This is a genomic window from Maribacter aquivivus (assembly GCF_900142175.1).
Classification (GTDB): domain Bacteria; phylum Bacteroidota; class Bacteroidia; order Flavobacteriales; family Flavobacteriaceae; genus Maribacter; species Maribacter aquivivus.
The window spans coordinates 449,235-470,451 of sequence record NZ_FQZX01000001.1; the positions used below are offsets into that span (position 1 = coordinate 449,235).

General features: G+C 35.3%; 20 protein-coding genes. 9 read left to right on the forward strand and 11 right to left on the reverse strand.

Going from position 1 to position 21,217, the window contains the following annotated elements; all coding sequences use genetic code 11:
* Positions 1 to 4: 4 nt before the first annotated feature.
* From trmB to BUC31_RS01870, 3 genes are read right to left on the reverse strand one after another with little or no spacing between them, the layout of a single operon-like run.
* On the reverse strand, positions 5 to 673 hold the full coding sequence (trmB, locus tag BUC31_RS01860) for a tRNA (guanosine(46)-N7)-methyltransferase TrmB (protein ID WP_073240723.1): 669 nt from the start codon (positions 671 to 673) through the stop codon (positions 5 to 7).
* A 52-nt stretch (positions 674 to 725) separates the two neighbouring features.
* Positions 726 to 1,796 (reverse strand): sensor histidine kinase, encoded by a 1,071-nt coding sequence (locus BUC31_RS01865; protein WP_073240725.1) that lies wholly within the window; start codon positions 1,794 to 1,796, stop codon positions 726 to 728.
* On the reverse strand, positions 1,797 to 2,483 hold the full coding sequence (locus BUC31_RS01870) for a response regulator transcription factor (RefSeq protein WP_073240726.1): 687 nt from the start codon (positions 2,481 to 2,483) through the stop codon (positions 1,797 to 1,799).
* A 184-nt stretch (positions 2,484 to 2,667) separates the two neighbouring features.
* On the opposite strand from BUC31_RS01870, the gene BUC31_RS01875 reads away from it, so the two are divergent.
* From BUC31_RS01875 to BUC31_RS01895, 5 genes are all read left to right on the forward strand, one after another.
* Positions 2,668 to 5,496, forward strand: coding sequence for a TonB-dependent receptor (locus BUC31_RS01875; protein ID WP_073240728.1), 2,829 nt, complete (start codon positions 2,668 to 2,670; stop codon positions 5,494 to 5,496).
* Between the two features lie 55 nt (positions 5,497 to 5,551).
* Positions 5,552 to 7,606, forward strand: coding sequence for a hypothetical protein (locus tag BUC31_RS01880; RefSeq protein ID WP_073243697.1), 2,055 nt, complete (start codon positions 5,552 to 5,554; stop codon positions 7,604 to 7,606).
* Between the two features lie 244 nt (positions 7,607 to 7,850).
* A complete protein-coding gene (locus tag BUC31_RS01885) occupies positions 7,851 to 8,159 on the forward strand; it encodes a T9SS type A sorting domain-containing protein (protein ID WP_073240730.1) in 309 nt (102 codons plus the stop codon).
* Positions 8,160 to 8,335: 176 nt separating this feature from the next.
* A complete protein-coding gene (locus BUC31_RS01890) occupies positions 8,336 to 8,659 on the forward strand; it encodes a T9SS type A sorting domain-containing protein (RefSeq protein WP_073240732.1) in 324 nt (107 codons plus the stop codon).
* A gap of 74 nt (positions 8,660 to 8,733) precedes the next feature.
* Positions 8,734 to 9,711, forward strand: a complete 978-nt coding sequence (locus tag BUC31_RS01895) for an acyl transferase (RefSeq protein ID WP_073240734.1) — start codon at positions 8,734 to 8,736, stop codon at positions 9,709 to 9,711.
* On the opposite strand, the gene BUC31_RS01900 is transcribed toward BUC31_RS01895, so the two are convergent.
* From BUC31_RS01900 to tyrS, 4 genes are all read right to left on the reverse strand, one after another.
* The gene (locus tag BUC31_RS01900; RefSeq protein ID WP_073240736.1) at positions 9,708 to 10,157 is read right to left on the reverse strand and encodes a hypothetical protein; all 450 of its coding nucleotides are present in this window, start codon (positions 10,155 to 10,157) and stop codon (positions 9,708 to 9,710) included. The two genes, BUC31_RS01895 and BUC31_RS01900, sit on opposite strands and share 4 nt — an antisense overlap.
* Before the next feature lie 69 nt (positions 10,158 to 10,226).
* Positions 10,227 to 10,760, reverse strand: coding sequence for a hypothetical protein (locus BUC31_RS01905; protein WP_073240738.1), 534 nt, complete (start codon positions 10,758 to 10,760; stop codon positions 10,227 to 10,229).
* 77 nt (positions 10,761 to 10,837) lie between these two features.
* The gene (locus BUC31_RS01910; protein ID WP_073240740.1) at positions 10,838 to 11,221 is read right to left on the reverse strand and encodes a hypothetical protein; all 384 of its coding nucleotides are present in this window, start codon (positions 11,219 to 11,221) and stop codon (positions 10,838 to 10,840) included.
* Between the two features lie 25 nt (positions 11,222 to 11,246).
* Positions 11,247 to 12,539 carry a tyrosine--tRNA ligase gene (tyrS, locus tag BUC31_RS01915; RefSeq protein WP_073240742.1) on the reverse strand — a complete coding sequence of 431 codons (1,293 nt, stop codon included), beginning with the start codon at positions 12,537 to 12,539 and terminating at the stop codon, positions 11,247 to 11,249.
* A 104-nt stretch (positions 12,540 to 12,643) separates the two neighbouring features.
* Here tyrS and BUC31_RS01920 point away from each other — a divergent pair, with 104 nt between their 5' ends.
* Positions 12,644 to 13,651: an NAD-dependent epimerase/dehydratase family protein gene (locus BUC31_RS01920; RefSeq protein WP_073240744.1), complete on the forward strand. Its 1,008-nt coding sequence runs from the start codon at positions 12,644 to 12,646 to the stop codon at positions 13,649 to 13,651.
* Here the strand turns inward: BUC31_RS01920 and BUC31_RS01925 are convergent.
* Genes BUC31_RS01925 through BUC31_RS01935 form a run of 3 tightly spaced genes read right to left on the reverse strand, consistent with a single transcriptional unit; the run spans position 13,632 to position 16,131 of the window.
* Positions 13,632 to 14,066: a DUF4296 domain-containing protein gene (locus BUC31_RS01925; RefSeq protein ID WP_073240746.1), complete on the reverse strand. Its 435-nt coding sequence runs from the start codon at positions 14,064 to 14,066 to the stop codon at positions 13,632 to 13,634. The genes BUC31_RS01920 and BUC31_RS01925 overlap by 20 nt on opposite strands.
* Complete coding sequence (locus BUC31_RS01930; protein ID WP_073240748.1) at positions 14,063 to 15,400, reverse strand: dihydroorotase; 1,338 nt, start codon at positions 15,398 to 15,400, stop codon at positions 14,063 to 14,065. The genes BUC31_RS01925 and BUC31_RS01930 overlap by 4 nt, the downstream gene beginning before the upstream one ends.
* A gap of 2 nt (positions 15,401 to 15,402) precedes the next feature.
* Positions 15,403 to 16,131 (reverse strand): polyprenol monophosphomannose synthase, encoded by a 729-nt coding sequence (locus tag BUC31_RS01935; protein ID WP_073240750.1) that lies wholly within the window; start codon positions 16,129 to 16,131, stop codon positions 15,403 to 15,405.
* Between the two features lie 135 nt (positions 16,132 to 16,266).
* On the opposite strand from BUC31_RS01935, the gene BUC31_RS01940 reads away from it, so the two are divergent.
* From BUC31_RS01940 to BUC31_RS01950, 3 genes are read left to right on the forward strand one after another with little or no spacing between them, the layout of a single operon-like run.
* Positions 16,267 to 17,940, forward strand: coding sequence for an ArnT family glycosyltransferase (locus tag BUC31_RS01940; RefSeq protein ID WP_073243699.1), 1,674 nt, complete (start codon positions 16,267 to 16,269; stop codon positions 17,938 to 17,940).
* 53 nt (positions 17,941 to 17,993) lie between these two features.
* Positions 17,994 to 18,593, forward strand: coding sequence for a DUF4271 domain-containing protein (locus BUC31_RS01945; protein WP_244534034.1), 600 nt, complete (start codon positions 17,994 to 17,996; stop codon positions 18,591 to 18,593).
* Positions 18,594 to 18,601: 8 nt separating this feature from the next.
* Positions 18,602 to 19,345, forward strand: coding sequence for a uroporphyrinogen-III synthase (locus BUC31_RS01950; RefSeq protein ID WP_073243700.1), 744 nt, complete (start codon positions 18,602 to 18,604; stop codon positions 19,343 to 19,345).
* Between the two features lie 57 nt (positions 19,346 to 19,402).
* Here the strand turns inward: BUC31_RS01950 and pckA are convergent, their stop codons facing one another.
* On the reverse strand, positions 19,403 to 21,019 hold the full coding sequence (gene pckA, locus BUC31_RS01955; protein WP_073240754.1) for a phosphoenolpyruvate carboxykinase (ATP): 1,617 nt from the start codon (positions 21,017 to 21,019) through the stop codon (positions 19,403 to 19,405).
* Positions 21,020 to 21,217 lie beyond the last annotated feature (198 nt).

Genomic DNA, 21,217 nt, shown 5'->3' on the forward strand with positions numbered 1-21,217 from the left:
TGAATCAGTTTACCTTGAACCTAATAAAAGTAATAGGCTTTCCTTTTTCAAGATACTGATTTTCATAGAAAGTCTGTATTTCTAAGACTTCTTTAGGGCTACCTTCATTTTTATACACATCATGGTTGGCATAAAGCACTTCTAACCCTAGTCCATGAAGTAAACCTAAGGTATACCCATGCATGAACTCGCTATCTGTTTTAAGATTAACCGTTCCTTCTGGTTTTAGAACTTTTTTGTAACGTTCTAAAAACGCCGTATTGGTCATACGGTGTTTGGTGCGTTTGTATTTTATTTGAGGATCTGGGAAGGTTATCCAAATTTCAGACACCTCTTCTGTACCAAAAAGATGATCCACCAATTCTATTTGAGTTCGAATAAAACAAACATTTGGTAAATCTCCTTCAATAGCCTCTTTAGCTCCTTTCCAAAATCGGGCGCCTTTTATATCTATACCTATAAAATTCTTATTCGGAAATTTCTTTGCCAAGCCAACGGTATACTCCCCTTTACCACAACCCAATTCTAATACAATAGGGTTGTCGTTTTTGAAATGGGTATTCCACTTTGCTTTCAACGGGAAACCGCCTACCACTTCTTCTCTTGTTGGTTGAATTACGTTTGAAAACGTCTCGTTTTCCTGAAATCTCTTTAATTTATTTTTACTTCCCACAATTTTTGCATCTAAACTGCGGCAAATCTAAGAAAAAAGAGAGGGTTAGCGATTATTGTACTTCCTCTATTTGAACGATACTTTTCTCTAACGTAAAAGAAAACTCTGAACCGACCTCAACAGCGCTTTCTACATAGATTTTTTCTCCGTGTGCTTCTATTACATGTTTTACAATGGCAAGACCCAACCCAGAGCCACCTTCACGACGACTACCACTTTGATCCACTCTATAAAAACGTTCAAAAAGTCGAGGAATATGAATTGCAGGTATGCCTTCACCATTATCGGTTACTCTTACAATTACCTTATTCTTGACCAAATTTTCAACACTTACCTCTGTTGTACCATTGTCATTGCCGTACTTAATGGAGTTGACCAACAAGTTGGTTAGCACCTGTTGTATTTTTTCTTTATCGGCAAATACGAATATGGGATCAACATAATCCATATCAAAAGTTAGGGTTATATTTTTCTTGGCCGCTTTCATCTCCAACAGATCAAATACACTTTGTATTAAATCTATAATATCGAACGAATGCTTTTCAAGAGTAAGGTGCCCAACTTCTAACTTGGTTATTAGATCTAAATCTTTTACAATATAAATTAATCGATCTACAGCTTTATTGGCTCGTATTAAATACTTCTTACGAACATTTTTGTCGTCAATAGCACCATCTAGCAAGGTTTCAATATAACCTTGCACAGTAAACAACGGAGTTTTTAATTCATGAGATACGTTACCTAAAAAGTCCTTCCGGTATTCTTCTCGAATTTTCAAAGTGTCTATTTCTATCCTTTTATCTTTAGCAAACTTCTCGATTTCTGCAGTTAAGGTTCTCATATCTGTACTCACGGGGTATGACAGTATGGTACTGGACTCTAGCAACTCTACATCATCATAGATTTTTTTAATTCGCTTGTAAATGAATTTTTCTATTCTTAATTGTAGTGTTACAAAAGAGATTATGAAAAAAAATATCGCCGCAGATATTAAAATACCCCAGTTTATAGAACTAAATCGCCATTGTAATAAAGCGAGCACAGATATGCTAATTATTACAATATAAAGCGATGAGCGAAACGCAAAACGATATGATTTTCTTGAACGAAATTTAGCAGCCATTTAGAGAACAAACTTATATCCTACTCCCTTAACGGTTTTAAAATGGTCTTCCCCAATTTTTTCGCGAAGTTTTCTAATATGCACATCTATTGTACGGCCACCAACAACCACTTCATTACCCCAAACTTTATCAAGAATTACTTCTCTCTTGAATACTTTATTTGGTTTTGAAGTTAATAAAGCAAGAAGTTCAAATTCTTTTCTAGGTAAAATGATTTCTTTACCCTTCTTAACAATCTTATATTCTTCTCTATTAATAACGATATCGCCTACCTGAGTAATATCTTCTTGAGCGTTTTCTTCGTTTTTAAGCCTTCTAAGAAGTGCATTTACCTTACTAACCAATACTTTTGGTTTTATAGGCTTGGTAATGTAATCATCTGCACCAGCATCAAAACCGGCTACTTGAGAATAATCTTCTCCTCTAGCTGTTAAGAAGGTAATAATGGTATTTTCCATACCAGGAGTTCTTCTTAGAATCTCACAAGCTTCAATACCATCCATCTCTGGCATCATTACATCTAGTATAATAAGATGTGGCATTTTCTTTTTTGCCTTGGCAACACCATCGGCACCATTTTTAGCGGTGTACACATCGTACCCTTCGGCAGATAAATTGTAGGCCACTATCTCTAGAATGTCTGGTTCATCATCAACTAAGAGTATCTTAATGTCCTTCTTTTTCATGGTATTCAAATTAGATTGATTCGCTCAAAAGTAAAGATAATACTATTACTGCAACGCCACTTAACATTGATTTAATGTAGTAACGTTTACATAACATTAACAAAATAAATGTTTAACATGGATCTAACCCGAACATTACACCCTCTCTGTTTCTTTGCCGCTGATTAAAGAATCGATATATCTAATGAACAAGTTACTATTTTTTACATTCCTTTTTATCTCTATTATTTCTAGTGCACAAGACACAGGAAGCATTGTTGGAACACTCAAAGACAAAGAGCTAAACGACGAACCATTACCATTTGCAAACGTATTATTAAAAGGTACTACTAAAGGTACTACTTCTGATTTTGACGGACTATATGAGATTTCAGACATTGAGCCTGGCACCTATACTATATCTTTTAGTTATTTAGGATACGAAACTGTTGAAATGCCTAATATTGAAATTATAGCTGGCAAGGTTACTACTATAGATGTTTCACTTAGCGCATCGCAAGGTGTATCACTTGATGAAGTAACGGTAACTACTGTTGCTCGTAAAGATTCTGAAACAGCATTATTGCTAGACCAGAAGAGAGCTATCGAAATTAAAGAAAGTATAGGCGCTGTAGAGCTTGCGAAAATTGGAGTATCTGATGCTGCAACTGCTACTACAAAAATATCTGGTGTTTCTAGCAGTGAAGCCTCAGGCGATGTATTTGTAAGAGGATTAGGTGATAGATATTTATCCTCTACATTAAACGGACTTCCTGTGCCTTCTGATGATATTGATAAAAAGAACATTAATCTTTCTTTATTCCCAACACGTGTTCTTCAAAATGTAAGTATCAGTAAAACATACGGAGTAGAAGGGTCTGCTGACCAAGCTTCTGGTACAGTTAACATTACCTCTAGAGAATTAGCGGGTTCTAGTGAACTTGCAATTGGCGTTTCTGGTGGTGTAAATTCAAACGTTACAAAAAGCGGAGTTTATGATAATTTCAGAATATCACAGAATTCAAAGAATACAACATTCGGTTTCTACGACCAAAATCTTTCTACACAACAGTTAATTACCAACCAAGGGTGGAATACTTTAAGACAAGAAAACCCTATGGATTATTCTATGTCTATCGCTGCAGGTAAGAAAATAGCAGATAAGCTTGCTATATTCTTCACAGCTTCTCACTCTAGATCTTTTGAGCATAGAGAAGGGGTCTTTAGACAATACCGTTCTAACTTTATAGATGACACTATTACCGATGCAACCACGTTTCAAAAGAAAATAGTAAACACCGGCTTATTAGATATTACTTATTTAGCCAACGCTAAGAACAAAATTAAGTCAAGCACCTTTTTCGTTAACAAACTAGATGAAAATGTTTTTGAAGGTGGTCGTAACGGCGAGGCAACAATATTTGAAGAAACTAGCCCAAGTGAAGGTCTATTTCAATTTATTAGAGATCAGAACACAAAACAAACTAGACTGTTAGTAACGCAATTAATAGGTAGACATCAAATTGGTGAGAAAAACACACTGAATTGGGCCGCAGGTTATAACCTTTTAAATGCCGATGAACCTAATAGAATTAGAAACGAAGTCAATTTTGACCCAGATGGCACACTTGTTCAACTAGGTAGAAATGGCGGATTTCAACAACGTAAGTCGAGTCAAAAAATTGAGGACAACGAATTCAGTGCTTACCTAAAAGATGAACTAAAAATCATTGACGAGGAAACAAGAAACTTTAAATTAAACTTTGGTCTTTCTTATAGAAATAAAGAACGTGATTTTAGTTCTGAGTTTGTTGGTGTAGAAGAAGTCAATACCAATGCAGTTAACCCATCATCTATTGATGATCTTGGTGCAGTTTTTCGTCAATCTTATTTTGATGCGGGACTATTAGAAATTAATCTTTTAGGTTCAAATGCAAATGACGAAAGAAAAGATATCTATTTAGGAACTTTAGATTCTAAGGCAGCATTCTTTTCTTTTAATGTTGGACTTGACCAATGGAACTTTGATGCAGGCCTACGTTTTCAAAGAGATGAAATTAAAGTTGCTTATGATATAGGAAACCTTTCACCTAGAACAGGAGATAGCAATCAAGATTACAGCAACTTCTATCCTAGCTTAAATATAAAGTACACTATTAACGAACTAAACGCATTACGTTTAGCAGTAAGCCGCACAATTACATTACCAGAATTTAAAGAAATAGCGCCTTTTAACTATGTTTCTCCAACTGGTCAAATAACTAGAGGTAATCCAGATTTAATAGCATCAAAAGATATTAATCTAGATTTAAAATGGGAATACTTTCCATCTGCTGCTCAACTTGTTTCTGTTGCTGCATTCTATAAAGATATATCTGATCCAATCAACAGAGTTAGAGAAAGAGGTTCTGCAGGTATCTTCTCTTACTTCAATTCTGGTGAGAAAGCTGAAATTTTTGGTCTTGAAGCAGAAACTAAATTAGATTTAGTCACTCCTGCCTACAACGATGACGATGGTTCAGAATCTGGTTACAACCTCAACATGGTTCTTAATGTAACCCGTATGTGGCATCAACAAGATTTAAAAGAAATTTATAATGATGAAGGCAATTTATTAAGAAGCTTCCAATATAAAGGTATAACCAAAACTGATCTTCAAGGTGCTTCTGATTGGATTTTCAATACTAGTTTAAATTATGATACTGCTGGTGACAATCCTTTTGCGGCATCTATAAATGCAAATTATGCATCAGACAAAATTTATTCTTTAGGCGTACCTACTGACCAAACCAATAGAGACATCTTTTATGATGACGCTATCGTTGAAAATGGTTTCGTAGTCTTAAATGCCCAAATCAGTAAAGAATTTGGTGAGCATATTAAAGTAAGCCTTACAGGTAAAAACTTATTAAATCCAGAAATAAAACAAACACAATTAATTCGCAACCCAGTAACTGAAATAGAACTTGAGCAAACTGTTAGCTCTTACTCTACCGGTATGGGAATAAGCTTAGGGCTTAATTACAAATTCTAATTAGAAACACTCAATACTCACTAATCTTTAATTTTAATCTTTTAAAATGTTTATTATGAAATTGAAAACGAAAAATTTTGTAAAAGTTTTTGCTCTTGCAGCAGCTATTACCTTTGCCAGTTGTAGCAGTGATGATAATGATCCAGATAATGGACCAGATGCGGTTTCACCCACATGTACCGATGGTATAAAAAATGGTGATGAAACAGGAGTTGATTGTGGTGGTTCTTGTACTGCTTGCGAAACAACAAACCCAGAAGAAAGTACTGTTTTAACAGGAGAATTAACTGAAGAAAGAACACTTGATGCGACTAAAACCTATTCATTAGAAAAAAATTATAGTATTGAAGCTGGAGCTAAATTAATTATCCCTGCAGGAACCGTAATCAACGCAACTGTTGAAACAGGTGATGAAACTTCAACATACATTGTTGTACAAAGAGGTGGTGAAATAGATGTACAAGGTACAGCTGCCGCTCCAGTAACTATGCAATCTACAGGTGGTCAACCTGGTCAATGGGGTGGATTAGTAATCTTAGGTGACGCAACTACCACAGAAGGTGTTGACGCAACTGCCGAAGTTGGTAACTTTAAATACGGCGGGTCTACAAATGATGATAATTCTGGTTCAATTTCGTATTTGATCATAAAGCATGCAGGTGCTCAAATCGATGCCGAATCTCAATATAACGGTCTTACGCTTTATGCTGTAGGTTCAGGTACAACTATTGACAACGTTGCTATGATCGATGGTGATGATGATGGGGTTGAATTTTTTGGCGGAACTGTTTCTGCTTCTAACTTATACTTCGAGAACAACCAAGATGATTCTATTGACTGGACAGAAGGTTGGAACGGTACCGTTACCAATGCATATGTTCTTCATACTAAAGAAGGTTTCTCTACAGCTGTTGAAGCTGATAAAGCAAACGGAAACCCTAGTTTAATAAACTTTACTGCTGTTTCTACAGTAGGTGGTACTGCTTTACAATTTAAAGCGACTTCTGGAGCTACAATTACCGGTCTTTCTTTGAGTGGTTACGAAACTTCAATTGATATGAAAGACGATGGTCCTTTGGCTAACGTTATTATAGAAGGTGAAGCTGGTAACCCAGATACTAGCTACAATGCAAATGCAACAGTTGATATTGCAATTTTTGATTGGGTAAATACAGATGCAGCTGTTGGTAGCAGCATTTTAACAGGTAACTTAACTAGCGACCTTACTTTAGATGCAGGTATAAACTACTTCTTATCTAAAAACCTTAGCGTTGAAGATGGCGCTACACTTACAATACCTGCAGGTACAAAAATTACTGCTCAAGTTGAGTCTGGCGACGAAACCGAAACTTATATTGTAGTACAAAAAGGTGGTATGATTTCAATAGAAGGTACTGCGGCAAACCCAGTAGTTATGACTTCTACAAATGATAACCCTGGTGATTGGGGCGGATTGGTAATTTTAGGTGATGCTACTACTACTGAAGGTGTAGATGCAACTGCAGAAGTAGGAAACTTCAAATATGGTGGTACTACTGATGATGATAATTCTGGTTCTATTAGCTATTTAATTATTAAAAATGCAGGTGCTCAAATTGATGCTGAATCTCAGTACAACGGACTTACACTTTATGCTGTAGGTTCTGGAACAACTATTGACAATGTTGCAATGATCGATGGTGAAGATGACGGAGTTGAGTTCTTTGGTGGAACTGTTTCTGCTACTAACTTATATTTCGAAAACAACCAAGATGATTCTATTGACTGGACAGAAGGCTGGAACGGAACTGTAACTACTGCTTATGTTTTACATAATCAAGAAGGTTTTTCTACCGCTGTTGAAGCTGATAAAGCAAACGGTAATCCTAAATTAATTGACTTTACTGCTGTATCTACTGTTGGTGGTACTGCTTTACAATTCAAAGCTACATCTGGTGCTACCTTAACAAATGTTAGCCTAGTTGGTTATACAACTAACGTTGATATGAAAGATAATGGTCCATTAGCTAACGTAATTGTTGACGAAACTGCACTTACTACAGCTGAAGACGATGTTTTTAATGGAACTGCTGTCGATGTTGCGATTTTTGCTTGGGCAACTGATAACTAAATAACAGTATTATAAATTAATTAAAAGCCCGCAAATTGCGGGCTTTTTTGTTTAGAATAATTCTTACAATCAAAGACTACACGCTACTTAAAACCACAATAAAATGGGTAGTTAAGGTCATAAATAGTGCATTTCATCGATTATATTGCATTTCATCGATCTTTTCACAATATCTACTCTTACAAAAATAAAAAGGAGTGTTAAATTCCTATATTTGTGGCATAGCATTTGTAACCAGCTATGTATGAAGCACCTTTACCTAATCCTCTTCTTTTTCTTTATTTCCTTCAGCTATGGGCAAAGTACCCAAAGTAATGGAGATATTGATGGTTTTAGTATGTATCCAAATCCGGTTACTACAGGTAAAGTTTACATTTCTACCAACCTCAATGCTCCTAAAGAAATTTTCATCTACGATGTATTTGGCACATTATTATTGAAGACTACTATTTTAGGCAAAGAATTGAATCTTTCTGATTTAGATACTGGTGTGTACGTATTGCGTGTTCTTGAGAAAAACAAGATGTGTACACGTAAGCTGATTGTTAAGTAACAACTCCCCTCTTTTTCTCCGTATTTTCAAAGTTCACTATCGGTTAACTACACGTTTTTACGACGAATTACTTCGACTTTCTCATAGACCTACAAAAAATTTGGTTTCACAACATTTTCAGTGTTCAAGTAACACTTAACCATACCTTTGAAGTGTTGATCCCAAATCAATATCAAATGAAGAAAATCTACTTTATGCTATTTATGGCAGTCTCCGTTGGTTTATATGCGCAAGACACCATCGATATCAACAACCTACGAAACGATGAAATTGCCGGATTCAAATTATACCCCAACCCAGCAATTGCTGATGTTGTTTATGTAACAACACAGAACAACAACCCTAAAGAAGTTAGAGTTTATGATGTATTCGGTGAGCTAGTCTTAATCGAAAAATTGTCTGCAAAGGCAATGAATATCTCAAAGCTTTCACCGGGAGTGTATGTAGTTCAAGTAACTGAAAACGAAAAATCAATTACACGCAAGCTTGTGGTGAAATAAATAACCTACATATTTTCATCTCAAAACAATTAAAATAATTTGGTTCAGTACCTTTACCAGAATTGGTACCGAACATGAAGCATAATGCTATTTTTGATATACAAACAGATGGGGATTTTCTAACCCAAGCACTGCGTATATTCAAGTTTCAGTATGACAACAATTTAGTCTACCACGATTTTTGCACATATTTAAACGTGCAACCAGATGCTGTTCAAACTTTAGAACAGATTCCGTTTTTACCTATAGAATTCTTTAAGTCTAAAGATGTTCTCAGTACCACCGATACGCCAGAAATAACATTTACTAGCAGCGGCACCACTGGCAGTGAAACAAGCAAGCACTTTGTAACCGACTTAAGTCTATACGAGCAGAGTTATCTAAAGGCTTTCAACCACTTTTACGGAGCTATTGAGGACTATTGTGTTCTTGCTCTATTACCATCGTATTTAGAGCGCACTGGCTCTTCTTTGATTTATATGGCAGATGATTTGATTAAAAAATCAAATCACCCAGAAAGCGGTTTCTTTTTAAATGAATACGCACAGCTGCACCAATTACTGCTAGAGCTTCAAAAGACCGATACCAAAATATTGATCATAGGCGTTTCTTTCGCATTGCTCGAATTTACCGAGCAATACCAGATGTCTTTAAAAAACGCCATTATCATGGAAACTGGCGGAATGAAAGGTCGTAGAAAAGAAATTGTACGTCAAGAGTTGCATCAATTGTTATCGAACGGATTTGGAGTACCACATATACATTCTGAATACGGAATGACCGAGCTACTTTCACAAGCCTATTCAAAAGGAAACGGTGTTTTCGACTGCCCAGCTTGGATGAAGATTTTAGTACGCGATACCGAAGACCCACTCACCTATTTAAACAATGGTAAATCTGGTGGAATCAATGTAATCGATTTGGCAAATATCAATTCTTGCTCCTTTATTGCCACTCAAGATTTAGGAAAAATAAACCAAAACGGCACTTTTGAAATTATCGGTAGATTCGATAATTCTGATATTAGAGGGTGTAACTTGATGGTACTTTAATTTTTACTCAGCGAATAATCTAACCCAGGACCATCGCAAGCCATCCATAGACTAGAAATCATAGTTGAACTTCTGTACATCAATAGTTCTTTACTATCGCCCGTACAATTACCCGCTAATTCATTTCCTGTTTCAAAAGTTAGTTCTAAGTAGTGATTTAGATCATTCTCGTATTCTACCACCTCAAAACTACCCGTAGCTTCAACAAGCTCATCACCAACAGTTCTTGATTTTACAAAAGTACCTTCTGGCGAGAAAATGTAATATTCTTGCCATTCCATTTCTACTCCTGTAGTTTCTGAATTTTGAACACTACCAGACATTTGAGTTAACTCCCATTTTTGTTCTGAGAATACAAATTGTGTTGACTCTAAACCGAAATCATCGTCATTAGCACAAGAGGCAAGAAAAACTAGAAACAAGAACAAAAGAGCATATCTTTTCATAGAACCAAGACTTTTAACCAATTACAAGATACCCAACTTGGCAAATAGTTGCGTTAAGGCAATCTTAAATTAAAGCCCTAATATTTTAGCATCTACAAAAAAGGTAGAATTCACCTCTAGTTCATGATCAGTACTCATTAATTCATCGGTAACGGTATTCAATCGTAAACTGAATTCATCACTCTTTATATACTCTTTCAAATCTGCATCTGAAGTATCTAAAGTAATTCTGTTACCAGCATCTTCAGGAACTTCATCTAAACTCGCAATTCTAATTTCTTCTAGTCCATCCGCAGAGATATATACCTCTATCGAATTTAAAAAGCTAAAATCTGCACCCTCTGGCGAAATCATAACCAATTCTAATTCAGTCAACTTTATTTCTTCAATAAGGTCTTTTCTAGTATCGTTTACTTCAAAAGTAGATTCTGAATTCGTCTCTATTTCTGGAGTAAAAACATCAAAAGGTAAATCAATACCTGCAGTAGAGGGTATAGTAGCGCGCTGGCTATATTCCATATTAAACTTTGTCAATTCATCTAGCTTATCGCAAGCAATAACTAATGTAAACAAACAGATAATAGCAATACTTTTCTTAAACATAACTTGGGGTTTATGTCTACAAACGCTATTCTAAAAGAAATATTTAAAAATAGCTGCACTAAATGACGTTCTCTTTTCTAGCGCGTAAAAACAAAGGTCACCTCATCATCGGCAATATCAGGATTGTCCTCATAGGTAAGTGTAAGTTGCTCACCTCTTGTTTCGAAAAAGTACACAGATCCGTCAGAAAAATTGATTCTATTGGCTTGTCCGCCATAAAAATGCTCTCCATTTTCTCTAAAAAAAGCATATTCACTTTCATTGGTAACGGTAACCATACTCCTACTTGAATCAAAATTAATTGTGGTCAAAGAAAAATCTACATCCTCCTCAAAACCACAATAACATACAACATTAGAAAGTACCCAATCTCCTTCTAAAGCCAGATCATCTATTACGCGATCATCATCACTACAAGAAATAAATAACAAGAACAATACCGCTACAAGTTTCAACTTCATAAAATACAGTCTAAAAAAGATTTATCTAATTAAATACCAATACAAAGTAGTTCTTCTTACCTCTCTGTAGTAATACGAACTTATCATTGATTAAATCATCAGCAGTAATCAAAAACTCTTCTTTTACTTTCTCTTTATTTACTGAAATTGAATTTTGCTTCAACTCTCTTCTTGCCTCCCCATTAGAGCCCAAAAAGTTAGTTTTAGCTGCCAATGCCCCGATCATATCTAGACCGTCTGTCAACTCTGATTTTGAAAGTTCAGCTTGTGGTACGCCATCAAATATCTCTAAGAATGTTTTTTCATTCAGTACTTTTAAATCAGACGCTGTAGACTTACCAAACAGTATTTGACTTGCACGTTCTGCATTATCTAAATCATCTTTAGAGTGTACCATAACGGTAATTTCGTCGGCCAATCTCTTTTGCAGTAATCTTAAATGCGGTGCTTCTGCATGTTCTTTTATTAAATCTTCAATTTCTTGTTGCCCTAAGAAAGTAAAAATCTTAATGTATTTATTCGCATCATCATCTGACGTGTTCAACCAATACTGATAAAATTTATATGGTGATGTTCTTTCTGCATCTAACCAAACATTACCTCCTTCGGTCTTACCAAATTTAGTGCCATCTGCCTTTGTTATTAACGGGCACGTAAGTGCATACCCTTTACCACCGGCTATTCTTCTAATTAATTCTGTACCCGTGGTAATATTACCCCACTGATCACTACCACCCATTTGAAGACTACAATTATGATCTCTATATAAGTGTAGAAAATCATACCCTTGAACCAATTGGTAGGTGAATTCAGTAAATGACATACCTTCTTTAGCTTCTGATGAAAGGCGCTTTTTTACTGAGTCTTTAGACATCATGTAGTTTACCGTAATATGCTTACCTACGTCTCTTATGAATTCTAGGAAAGAGAAGTCTTTCATCCAGTCATAATTATTGACCAAAACAGCAGCATTTTCTTCATCTCCAGAAAAATCTAAAAAACGAGATAATTGCTCTTTTAAAGCGTTTTGATTATGACGAAGTGTTTTTTCATCAAGTAAATTACGTTCTGCAGATTTACCAGAAGGATCACCGATCATGCCCGTGGCACCACCTATTAAAGCATATGGTTTGTGCCCTGCCAATTGAAAATGGCGAAGCATCATTACCCCTACCAAGTGACCTATATGTAAAGAATCTGCCGTTGGATCTATACCCACATACGCAGACTGCATACTTTCTAATAAATGTTCTTCTGTTCCTGGCATTGCATCATGCAACATTCCGCGCCATTGTAACTCCTTGACAAAATTTGTCATCTCTTCCTGAATTTTAATTGAATTGCAAATATAAATGGAATTCTTGCCAGTACACAGTAGATTAAAGCATGAATTTATCCGCCTGTATTCCCTAAATTTGAATTATGGTATTAGTTACAGGAGGCACAGGGTTGGTGGGGTCGCATTTGCTACTGAAATTAACGATGAACAATACAAAGGTTCGAGCTTTGTATAGAACTGAAGATAAGCTTACTCAAGTAAAAAAAATCTTCTCTTACTATACTGATGACCCTGCTTCTTTATTCGCTAAAATCGATTGGGTACAAGCTGACATTTTAGATATACCTTCTTTAGAAAATGCTTTTGAAAGCATCACCTATGTGTACCACTGTGCCGCTTATATTTCTTTTAATCCGTCAGATTTTAAAAAACTAGAGCGTATAAATAGAGAAGGCACCGCTAATATTGTAAATATCTGTATTGCTAATGGCATCAAAAAACTATGTCATGTAAGCACCATTGGTACTATCGGTAGAACAATCACAGATGAACACGCTGACGAAGAAACGGAGTGGACCAGACAACACGCTAACCCATACGCTATTACAAAACACCTTGCAGAAATGGAAGTTTGGCGTGGTGCCCAAGAAAATCTTGAAGTCGTAATTGTAAATCCAGGAGTGATTCTTGGCCCAGGGTTTTGGAATAGTGGTAGTGGGTCTTTCTTTAAAACTGCTTCTAAAGGATATAATTATTATCCACCAGGCGGATCAGGATTTGTTACCGTAAACGACGTTACCAATATTATGATCGCACTTATGAATTCTGATATTTATAATGAACGATTTATTCTCGTAGCAGAAAACTTGACGTACCAACAGATTTTGAAGAAAATTGCATTATCGATGGATAAAAAGCAACCTTCTACATCATTAAAATTTTGGCAATTAAACCTCGGGAGGTTTGCAGATAGACTTAGAAACCTAATAACCGGAAGCCCAAGAACGATAACTAAAAGTACTATCTACGGTCTAAAAAACCCTACTACATTCAATAACGAGAAGGTAAAAAAAGCCTTGAATATGGAATTCGAGGATTTAGATGAACAAGTAAAATTTTCTTCGAAGCTATTTATTTCTGAACACTCTTAGACGACAGCGAGTCTTTCGCCTTAATATCAATGTTCTTTTTAGACTTCTCCACAAGACTTAAACTATCTCTAATTTTTTTCTCAGCTTCCAATTTTAAACGTTGATCTTCTAGATCAGACTCCACCTTCTTATACATATTTTCGTATCGTAAAGGTTTTGAAGCATAATACCTGTCGCTATCTACAAACTGGGCGCTATCAATTTCAAACTTCTTAAATATGAAAGATGTTGGTTCTACACCATTTTCACGTAATTTAGAAAGATTTGTCGCTTTTGCAGCATTGACTATAGCCATTTCTTTAATAACCGCAACCATCTTATCTTCTGGTATTAAATTATCTGGCTTTTCTACTAATTCTTCTGCACAAGAAGAAAGCATTAACATTGCTACCATTAAAAGTAATAAGTGCTTCATGGTCTATTAAATGTTAGCCTTTTTGCATTTCGTTTCTCAGAAAATTGTCCGTTACTATATCCTAAATGTCCGTTAATGAAAGTGTGCACAATCTTAGATGAGAATGTGGTATCCTCAAAAGGTGACCATTTACATTTATAAGCAATATTATCTTTTGTAACGGTCCAAGAATCATTTAAATCTGCTACTACCAAATCTGCATAATAGCCTTCACGTATATACCCACGCTTTTCTATCTGAAATAATATCGCTGGGTTATGGCACATTTTCTGTACCATTTTTTCTAGTGTAATTTTTCCCTCTTTTACCTTCTCTAACATGGCATTTAATGCATGTTGCACTAATGGACCGCCAGAAGGTGCTTTAGTATACACATTGTCTTTTTCTTCTAATAAATGAGGCGCATGATCTGTAGCAATAACATCTATTCTGTCATCTAAAAGAGCATCCCACAACATATCTCTATCCTTGGCTGTTTTCACTGCAGGGTTCCATTTGATCAACGTTCCTTTCTTTGCATAATCGGCATCAGAAAACCAAAGGTGATGTATACATACTTCTGCAGTAATTTTCTTTTGCTCTAACGGAATATCATTTCGGAATAAATCTGTTTCTTTTCCGGTGGATAAATGAAAAACATGTAACCTGGCACCTGTCTTCTTAGCTAAAGCAATTGCCCTTGATGAAGAAAGATAACAAGCTTCTTCACTTCTAATAATAGGATGCATAGCAATAGGAATATCATCGCCGTACTCTGCCTTATACTTCTCCATGTTTTTACGAATGGTCGTTTCGTCTTCGCAGTGTGCAGAGATCACCATTTCGGTATTACTGAATATACTTTCAATAACCTTTTCATCATCAACCAACATATTACCTGTAGATGATCCTAAAAACAATTTAATACCTGAACAGGCATTTTTATCAAGTTTCTTTAATTCTTCAAGATTATCATTGGTACCACCAAATAGAAAAGAATAATTGGCAAATGCAGAATTCGCTGCAGTTGCAAACTTTTCTTCTAACTTTTCTATTGTGGTCGTTTGCGGTGTTGTATTGGGCTGCTCCATAAAAGTGGTAATACCACCTGCAAGTGCTGCTCTACTCTCAGTTGCTATAGTTCCTTTATGGGTAAGACCAGGCTCTCTAAAATGAACTTGATCATCTATAACTCCAGGTAAAATGTGCTTACCCGTAACGTCTATAACCTCAGCATCTGCATCAGATATGTCTTTTCCGATTTTCGCGATAATGTCATCAACAATTAGAATATCACTTTCTTGTGCTACTCCCTCATTAACTATTATTCCGTTTTTCAATAAAATTTTACCCATAACTAAAACTTATTTTTCAAAAATAGACTTCTCATTTTCATTACAAACACCCCCCAAATAGCTTCGCTTATGATTGAAGAACTCATTTTTGATTTCCCTAATACACGGTCTCTAAAAATAATAGAAACTTCTTCTATTTTAAAGTGCTTTAAATATGCCCTAAACTTCATTTCTATTTGAAATGCATAACCTACAAAACGAACCGAATCTAAATCTATAGCCTCTAATACTTTTCTTTTATAACATACAAAACCAGCGGTAGGATCATCTACACGCATACCGGTAATCAGCTTTACATATATTGAAGCACCATATGACAACAAAACTCTGTGTAATGGCCAATTGACTACGTTTACCCCTTTTTTATATCTAGAACCTACTGCCAAATCAGCACCGTTCTCACAGGCTTTTAGCAATCTCAATAGATCTGATGGTGTATGCGAAAAATCGGCATCCATTTCAAATATATAGTCGTAACCCTTCGCTATTGCCCATTTAAAACCGTGAATGTATGCGGTGCCTAAACCTGATTTCTCTAGTCTAGTTTCTAAAAACAATTTGCCCTTAAACTCTTCTTGAAGTCCGCGAACACAATCTCCTGTTTTGTCTGGAGAATTATCATCTACTATGAGTACATGAAATTCTTTCTGCAAATCAAATACCGCACGAATTATAGCCTCTACATTCTCGATTTCGTTATACGTAGGTATGATTACGATACTACTAGACATATATTATTTATAGGTGTTTCGACAAAAGTAAGGTTTTAAAAGTCTTATTAAAATGGACAACAATACCTTTATGAAATTTTTACACTAGGTAGCTAACCTTAAATTTGTAATTTTGCCATTTAGTAACCTATGCAAATGTTGACTAAAATTCCGAAGCAGTTTTACTTTTTTTTAGCTGCGATATTCATTCTTAACCTTATACAATCTAGTTTTACGCAACTCATTTTTGATGAAGCTTATTACTGGTATTACAGTCAGAATATGGCTTGGGGTTACTTTGACCACCCTCCAATGGTGGCACTGTTAGTAAAAATCAGCAGCTTCTTTTTTAATGACGAACTTGGTGTTCGTTTCATGAGCTGCGTGCTATCTGCCATCAATATTATTCTTCTTTGGTTGATGATAGACAACCCAAAAAAGAACGATTACATCAAACATTTCTTTGTACTGGTTTTTTCGATGACACTGCTAAATGCTTATGGCTTTTTTACATTACCAGATACACCGTTATTATTTTTTACGAGTTGCTTTTTATTGACATATAAGCATTTTATCAAAAAACCAACCGCAGCTTTAGCTATAGTGATGGGTATATTTATGGCTGCTTTAATGTACAGTAAGTACCATGCCGTACTGGTCATATTCTTTGTACTACTTTCTAACCTTAAACTTACTACCAACAAATATGCTTGGCTAGCCGTAGCTGTTGCTTTGTTTTGCTATGCCCCTCATTTTTATTGGTTATACGAAAATGACTTTGTATCTATAAAATATCATTTATATGAGCGCCCCAACGGTGCATATAGTTTTGAAAAATATACGCTAGGTTTCATTGTAAATTTGGTTGCCATATTCGGTTTAACCTTTCCGTTTATTTATAAGGCGCTGTTTAAAACTAAAGGAAATGACCTGTTCAATAAGGCTCTTATCTATCTTACTTACGGTGTACTTATTTTCTTTTTTGTCTCTAGTTTCAACAGAAGGGTTCAAACACAATGGATTATTATTGTTTGCATACCATTGGTGATTATCGCATTTAACTACATGCTACAAAACAAGCAAGCCTTAAACTGGATTTTCAGATTAGGACTCATCAATACTGTTCTAATTATTTATTTAAGAATGGGACTTGCCTACCAACCTTTACTTTTTAATTTCTATTACGAAAGTCATGGCAATAAAGAATGGGCAGAGGCTATTGAAGATGAAGTTGGCAACATACCTGTGGTATTTGAAAACTCGTACAGAAATGCACCTATGTACTCTTTTTACACCAATGCCACACCGACCTTTTCTTTGAACAACTTCATGTATCGAAAAAATCAATATTCTATAAACGACTCTGAAGAACAAGTACGAGGTAAAGATGTCGCATACGTCTCTAAATATTTAAACAACCCTACATTCACTTATACAAGAGAAGACGGTGGTTTGTACAAGGGCAAATACATTGCTAACTTTCAATCTTACCGAAAACTAGATTGTATTGTTGAAGACACTCCGGTTGCTTTGAACACTGAAGAAAACATTGACCTTAAAATCTACAATCCATATCAAGAAGATATAGACCTTAAAAGACTGAAATTTGCAGTAACGTATATGGACGACTATAAAAGCCCTGTAGAGACACTGCAAATGGCGCCAGAATCTATCCAAACCGGTATCACATTCTTAAAACAACAAGACACTACTAATTTTATATTTCAACTACCTAAAACACAAAAGGAAAACATTGGTTACTTTAGAGTAGTTATTTCTGAGAACGATCTTTTATATGGTCTAAATGGAAAAGCAATTCCTGTTAAATAATGGAGCCTATTGTAAGAACTTTTGAGCAAACTGATTGGATCACCATAACACTTATGGTTAGCCTATTGTTTCCATTAATTGCAAAAAGCATCTATTATACCCGGTTTTTAAACTTCATTATTCTTCCTTTCAACAACAAGTACATTACAATGTATACGAAGAAAGAAAAACTGTTTAATTGGTTTCATTTTCAAATGAGCGTGTTCCAAATCATAAATACCACCTTATTTATTTTTTTTATTTGGCGTTCATATTTAAACCCTACCGAAGCAAAAAACCCCTATATTTTTCCTTTACTTCTTGCAGGTGTTTTCTTATTTATAACTGCGAAAACAATGGCGCAACTATTCAACGGATTCATATTTAATTCTTACAGCACCTTTAATGAGTTGATTTTTAAGAAACTAACTTACCTGAACTATGCAGGCATTGTTCTTTTCATTGCTAATATATTTTTAGCATATGTTTTTATTGACTCACAAATCGTAATTATTATTGCTCTCATTATGTTTTTCGTTATTAATATAATTGGTTGGGTAACAGTCCTCAGGAATTATCAAAAATTCATAAGCACCTATTTTTTCTATTTTATTTTGTACCTTTGCGCACTCGAAATTGCACCCTTAGTTATTATGGGAAGCTTTCTAAAATAGTGCAGCATATGAAAGTAAAAACGATTTTGGTCTCTCAACCTGAGCCGAAAATGGAAAACTCCCCCTATTCCAAGCTTATTGACAAAGAGAAAGTAAAGGTTGATTTTAGACCGTTCATTCATGTAGAAGGAGTTGACGCAAAAACAGTGCGACAGCAAAAGATAGATTTGAATGATTTTACCGCGATTATATTAACAAGCAGAAACGCAGTAGACCACTTCTTTAGAATCGCAGATGAAATGCGCTTTAAAGTACCAGATTCTATGAAATATTTCTGCCAATCTGAAGCGGTAGCCTATTACCTTCAAAAATACGTCGTCTATAGAAAACGTAAAATTTACGTTGGAAAAAGATTATTTACAGATTTAGTACCATTGATCAAGAAATATAAGGATGAAAAATTCTTACTTCCTTCTTCAGATGTACTTAAACAAGATGTACCTGACACCTTAGATTCTTTAAGTATCAATTGGAAAAGAGCCATTTTTTACAAAACTGTAATTAGCGACCTTTCCGATTTAAGAAATGTATACTATGACATTTTGGTATTCTTTAGTCCGTCTGGCATTGAATCCTTATTACAGAATTTTCCAGATTTCGACCAAAAGGAAACTAGAATAGCTGTTTTCGGCAACTCTACTGTAGATGCAGCAACAGGTGCTGGCTTACGTATAGACATTAAAGCACCAACGCCTGAGACACCTTCTATGACGATGGCATTGCAGAAATATATTATGAGCGTAAATAAATAATACACTCAAATAACTTTATATAAAAAAAGCCTTGCAATGCAAGGCTTTTTTATTGTCTTAAAATGCGTACCGTTGTGGTCCGCCTCTTCTTATTTCTTCACTGGCATACCCTTCAAACTTTTTAAAGTTTTCTCTAAAGGCATTTGTCAATTTAAATGCAGTGGTGTAATATTTCTCATCATCGTTCCAAGTTGCTCTCGGACTCAATACTGATGTTGGCACACCAGGACATTCCCTAGGTTGCGCTACACCGAATACAGAGTGAATATGGTACTTATCATAAGAATACAAACCAAGATCACCGTTTAATGCGGCAGATATCATTGCTCTTGTATACTTTAATTTCATTCTAGTTCCAATACCGTAAGGTCCACCTGTCCAACCTGTATTTACAAGCCATACATCTACACCAGATTCTTTCATTTTCTTACTCAACATTTCAGCATACTTTGTTGGGTGCAATGGCATAAACGGAGCCCCGAAACATGCAGAAAATGATGGTACCGGCTCTACAACACCTGCCTCTGTACCTGCAACCTTAGCAGTATAACCAGAAATAAAGTGATATGCAGCCTGACTAGGAGTAAGCTTTGATATTGGAGGCAGTACACCAAATGCATCTGCAGTTAAAAAGAATATATTCTTTACATTCTTACCAATAGATGGTTGTTGAATGTTATCAATATGATGAATTGGGTAACTAACTCTTGTATTTTGTGTAATTGAAGTATCAGCAAAATCTACATTGCCATTATCATCTAATACAACATTTTCTAATATTGCACCTGCCTTAATAGCACCATAAATTTCTGGTTCTTGCTCTTCAGATAAATTGATAACTTTCGCATAACAACCACCTTCAAAATTGAAAACGGTGTTTCTACTTGTCCAACCATGTTCATCATCACCAATTAATCTTCTATTAGGATCTGTTGATAAGGTTGTTTTTCCTGTTCCTGATAATCCGAAGAAAATTGCCGTATCTCCATCTTCTCCAATATTAGAAGAACAGTGCATTGGCAAAGTCTCTTTGTACACTGGTAAAATAAAGTTTAAGGCAGAGAAAATTCCTTTTTTGATTTCTCCTGTATATCCTGTTCCTCCAATTAATGCAATTTTATCGGTAAAGTTTAAGATTGCAAAATTATGTTGTCTTGTACCGTCAACTGCTGCATCGGCCATAAAGCCCGGCGCATTGATTACAGTCCACTCTGGGGTGAAATCTTTTAATTCTTCCTCCGTAGGACGTAAAAACATATTATAAGCAAACATATTCGACCAGGGATACTCATTGATAACCCTAATGTTCAGTTTATAATCTTCATCTGCACATGCATAACTATCTCTAACAAAAAGTTCTTTTTCGTTTAAATAGGCAATTACCTTAGTGTATAATGCATCAAATTTTTCCTTTTCAAACGGAATATTAATGTCGCCCCACCAAACTTTGTCTTTTGTGATATCATCTTTTACAATATATCTATCTTTAGGGGACCTACCTGTAAATTCACCAGTATTGACCGCAAGTGTTCCATTGCTGGTTTCAACTCCCATATCCATTTCTAGAGTGGCTTTTTGAAGTTCTTCTGGTGTTTCCTGATAATGAAAATTGGCGTGTGTAATCCCATAATTTTTCAGGGATATGGTTTTCGCATTTGTCATTGAGCTTTTCATGCTTTAGAAAATTTGTTCGTGTAAAACTAAAAAAATAAAAGCTGAACCACTGATTTTCAGAGCTCAATTAGCGCCATTTCTCGTCGAAATACGAATTCAATTAAAGAATCATTGTAAATGAAAAATATTCGCAGACACTTTATCCCTTTTAATACACATTATAATGGAATAACGTATTTTAAATGCATTATTGTTATT

Bases quoted from the DNA above. Each gene is read 5' to 3' on its own strand.
- BUC31_RS01925 (WP_073240746.1), bottom strand. From the start codon at position 14,066: ATGAAGCACTTATTACTTTTAATGGTAGCAATGTTAATGCTTTCTTCT.
- BUC31_RS01935 (WP_073240750.1), bottom strand. From the start codon at position 16,131: ATGTCTAGTAGTATCGTAATCATACCTACGTATAACGAAATCGAGAAT.
- BUC31_RS01940 (WP_073243699.1), top strand. From the start codon at position 16,267: ATGTTGACTAAAATTCCGAAGCAGTTTTACTTTTTTTTAGCTGCGATA.
- BUC31_RS01905 (WP_073240738.1), bottom strand. From the start codon at position 10,760: ATGTTTAAGAAAAGTATTGCTATTATCTGTTTGTTTACATTAGTTATT.
- BUC31_RS01900 (WP_073240736.1), bottom strand. From the start codon at position 10,157: ATGAAAAGATATGCTCTTTTGTTCTTGTTTCTAGTTTTTCTTGCCTCT.
- BUC31_RS01865 (WP_073240725.1), bottom strand. From the start codon at position 1,796: ATGGCTGCTAAATTTCGTTCAAGAAAATCATATCGTTTTGCGTTTCGC.
- BUC31_RS01880 (WP_073243697.1), top strand. From the start codon at position 5,552: ATGAAATTGAAAACGAAAAATTTTGTAAAAGTTTTTGCTCTTGCAGCA.
- BUC31_RS01895 (WP_073240734.1), top strand. From the start codon at position 8,734: ATGAAGCATAATGCTATTTTTGATATACAAACAGATGGGGATTTTCTA.
- BUC31_RS01885 (WP_073240730.1), top strand. From the start codon at position 7,851: ATGAAGCACCTTTACCTAATCCTCTTCTTTTTCTTTATTTCCTTCAGC.
- BUC31_RS01890 (WP_073240732.1), top strand. From the start codon at position 8,336: ATGAAGAAAATCTACTTTATGCTATTTATGGCAGTCTCCGTTGGTTTA.
- pckA (WP_073240754.1), bottom strand. From the start codon at position 21,019: ATGAAAAGCTCAATGACAAATGCGAAAACCATATCCCTGAAAAATTAT.
- tyrS (WP_073240742.1), bottom strand. From the start codon at position 12,539: ATGACAAATTTTGTCAAGGAGTTACAATGGCGCGGAATGTTGCATGAT.
- BUC31_RS01930 (WP_073240748.1), bottom strand. From the start codon at position 15,400: ATGGGTAAAATTTTATTGAAAAACGGAATAATAGTTAATGAGGGAGTA.
- BUC31_RS01870 (WP_073240726.1), bottom strand. From the start codon at position 2,483: ATGAAAAAGAAGGACATTAAGATACTCTTAGTTGATGATGAACCAGAC.
- BUC31_RS01920 (WP_073240744.1), top strand. From the start codon at position 12,644: ATGGTATTAGTTACAGGAGGCACAGGGTTGGTGGGGTCGCATTTGCTA.
- BUC31_RS01945 (WP_244534034.1), top strand. From the start codon at position 17,994: ATGGTTAGCCTATTGTTTCCATTAATTGCAAAAAGCATCTATTATACC.
- BUC31_RS01910 (WP_073240740.1), bottom strand. From the start codon at position 11,221: ATGAAGTTGAAACTTGTAGCGGTATTGTTCTTGTTATTTATTTCTTGT.
- BUC31_RS01875 (WP_073240728.1), top strand. From the start codon at position 2,668: ATGAACAAGTTACTATTTTTTACATTCCTTTTTATCTCTATTATTTCT.
- BUC31_RS01950 (WP_073243700.1), top strand. From the start codon at position 18,602: ATGAAAGTAAAAACGATTTTGGTCTCTCAACCTGAGCCGAAAATGGAA.